We start from the raw sequence: 2,758 nt of genomic DNA, 5'->3' as shown, positions 1-2,758 counted from the left end.
GGTGGTGTGCCATCCCATCTGGACCTTGGGTTCCGAGAGGTAAGCCATGAACTTCGCCACGCCCTTGTATTCGTCAGGCTTCTTGCCGCCCATCACCCACAGCGAAGCGCCGCCGATGATCGAGTTCTGCGGCGCGCCTTTCACGTCGTCGTGGTAGGGAATGAAATTGACCGACCATTCGAACTTGGCCGCCTTCTTGATGCCGGCAATGGCGCTCGCGCTGCCGCTGAACATGGCGCACTCGCCGCTGTAGAACTTGGCGTCGCCCTGGTTGGTGCGTCCGGCGTAGGTGAACAGGCCTTTCTTCGCCATGTCGCCGAGCATCGCGACGTGGCGCACATGCAAGGGCGAATTGATCGTGAATTCGGTATCGAACCCGCCCATGCCGTTCTGCTTGGTGCCGATCGGCACGTTATGCCAGGCGCTGAAGTTCTCGATGTGCATCCAGGATGGCCAGCTGGTGGTATAGACGCACTGCTGGCCGGTCGCCTTCAGCTTCTCGGCGGCAACGAGGAACTCCTTCCACGTCTTCGGCGCCACCGGCTCCAGGCCGGCCTTCTTGAAGGCATCCTTGTTGATGTAGAACATCACCGTCGAGCTGTTGAAGGGGAAGGACAGCATGTTGCCCTTCACGTCCGAGTAATAGCCGGTCACGGTAGGCAGGTAGGCATTCGGATCGAAGGGTTCCTTGGCGTCCGTCATCACCTTGGCCACCGGCACGATCGCACCCTTGGCCGCCATCATGGTCGCGGTGCCGACTTCGAACACCTGCAGAATATGCGGTGCGTTGCCGGCGCGGAAGGCGGCGATTGCAGCCGTCATCGACTCGGGGTACTGCCCCTTGTAGACGGGGACGACCTTGTAGTCCTTCTGGCTTTCGTTGAACTTGGTGGCCAGGCCGTTGAGTGCCTCGCCGAGCGCGCCTCCCATCGAATGCCACCACTGGATCTCGGTCTGGGCCTGTGCGGCCGTCGCGCCGAGCAGTCCGGCAGCGAATAGGGTGGCGGTGAGCGTGTTGATTCGCATGATGTCCTCCTTTGGTTGCCCCGAATGCCGGGTCGGTATTTCGCCGGAAAAACTCGCCTTAGTATAGCTTGAAGAAAAGATGCAAAACGGGATAGCCGCGATGCCGCGCCGGGCCTGATGCCGAGCCACCGGCCGGGTTTGGCGCTCAGCGAATTTCCTTGCGCGCGGCGCCCACCTCGATGTCGGCGGCGCGCTGCATTTCGCCCGACTCGAACATCTGCGGGTTGTCGATGAAGGCATTGGCCCAGGCGATGGTGTCGCTGCCCCAGAAGTTCTGTCCGCGAAACGCCAGCGTCGGCACGCCGAACACGCCTTGCGCCGCGGCGGCAGCGGTGTTGTCCATCAATGCCTGCTTGACCTGCGGATCGCCGATCAGCGCTGCCGCCCTCTCGCCGCCGACACCGAGCCGCCCGCAGAACAGCGGCCATTCTGCGGCTAGGTCGCGCCCTTCGCCCCAGATGAAATCGTAGGCCGCCTCCACCGCCGCGCGCGGCGCGCCGAGGCCGACCAGCAGGCGTTGCCCGTGCAGCGGGTTGAAGGGATGGCGCGGCGGCAGGCGGAAGGGGATGCCATGTTGCGCGGCGGCCCATACGCAACTGCGGTAGGTGTGCAAACGCTTCGGCGCCAGCTCCGCCGGTCCCTTGTTGTCCCAATGCTTGAGCAGGCCGGCGAAGAGCACCGGGACCGGTTCGACATCGAGTGCCGGGTGCAATTCGCCGAAGCGCTTGAGATGGAGGTAGGCGAAGGGCGAGACAATGTCGAAATACCAGCGGGCGGGGATGCGTTGCGTCATGCCTTGCCTTTCTGTCGGGTTGATCGGACAACTTGTCGGGCCGAATTGCCGGTACCGGCTACGGCGCCCGGCGCGGCACGATGCGCAGCCACAAGGGCGAGGCGTGGCTACCGGCGCGGCCGAGGTAGGTGCGCGCCTTGAACTTGCCGGCGGCTTCGTTCTGCGGATCGCCCTCCACTTCCAGCCAGAGCGGAAAGGCGACGCCCGGCGCGATGCCGGATTCATCGCGCTCCAGCGCCAGTTCGAAGCGGCGGTGGCCGCTCAGCGCGCTGGCGCCGCGCGCACGTTCGTAGATGCGCCAGTCGGTACGTGACCGCGGCGCATGGTCGCCCCAGGGAAAGCGCGTCTGGCGCAGCGACGACACTCCGCCATGGCGGTCGAGAAAGACACGTTCGTTGTCGAGCCAGGGCGACAGCCCGATGTGGAACCAGACGCGGAACTGGTCGAAGCCCCCGCTCGTCGTTTCGGCCGGGACGTCGGCGGCGAAGTAGAGGTAGCGTTCGTCGCCGGCGACATGCACCACCGTGCCCAGCGCCTGCGGCGCCAGTTCGATGCGCCGCGCGCCGCGCCATTCGTCCGCACCGATGTTGCCGTCAAGCAGCGGCGGCGTCGCGATGATGGGGATGTCCAGCACTTCCTGCCCGGCCGGCGCGCTGCGCGCTGCGGCCAGGCGACTGCGCGCGGCCTTGGTCCAGTCCTCGAAATTGCGCCAGGGCGGAAAGTACCAGCGCCGCGCTTCCCCGCCGTCGATGCGCGCCCAGCCCTCGTCCTCGACCAACAGTGCATAGCGCGCCAGGCGCCGGTGGTCGTCGGCTACATCGGGCCAGCGCGGTTCGGCCGGCATCGTTACGAGCAGCACCTGCGCCGCGAGCAAGGCCGCGACGAGGAAATAGCCGCGGCCCGCCCACGACAGATTGCGCAGCCATGCGATCCACACCG

General features: G+C 65.8%; 3 protein-coding genes. All 3 read right to left on the bottom strand.

Annotated elements, in window-relative coordinates:
* Positions 1-1,026 (bottom strand): sn-glycerol-3-phosphate ABC transporter substrate-binding protein UgpB (gene ugpB, locus WC493_RS23240; protein WP_373069027.1); only part of this gene is annotated, 1,026 nt, incomplete at its 3' end.
* Between the two features lie 145 nt (positions 1,027-1,171).
* Positions 1,172-1,819 carry a 2-hydroxychromene-2-carboxylate isomerase gene (locus tag WC493_RS23235; protein WP_373069025.1) on the bottom strand — a complete coding sequence of 216 codons (648 nt, stop codon included), beginning with the start codon at positions 1,817-1,819 and terminating at the stop codon, positions 1,172-1,174.
* Between the two features lie 58 nt (positions 1,820-1,877).
* A partial coding sequence (locus WC493_RS23230) for a hypothetical protein (RefSeq protein WP_373069023.1) occupies positions 1,878-2,758 on the bottom strand: 881 nt, incomplete at its 5' end.

The sequence above is a fragment of the Zavarzinia sp. genome, assembly GCF_041650655.1.
Classification (GTDB): Bacteria; Pseudomonadota; Alphaproteobacteria; order Zavarziniales; family Zavarziniaceae; genus Zavarzinia.
This window is presented reverse-complemented; position numbering and strand designations above follow the sequence as displayed.

Excerpts from the sequence above, each read along its gene's own strand:
- WC493_RS23235 (WP_373069025.1), bottom strand. The coding sequence starts at position 1,819 with ATGACGCAACGCATCCCCGCCCGCTGGTATTTCGACATTGTCTCGCCC.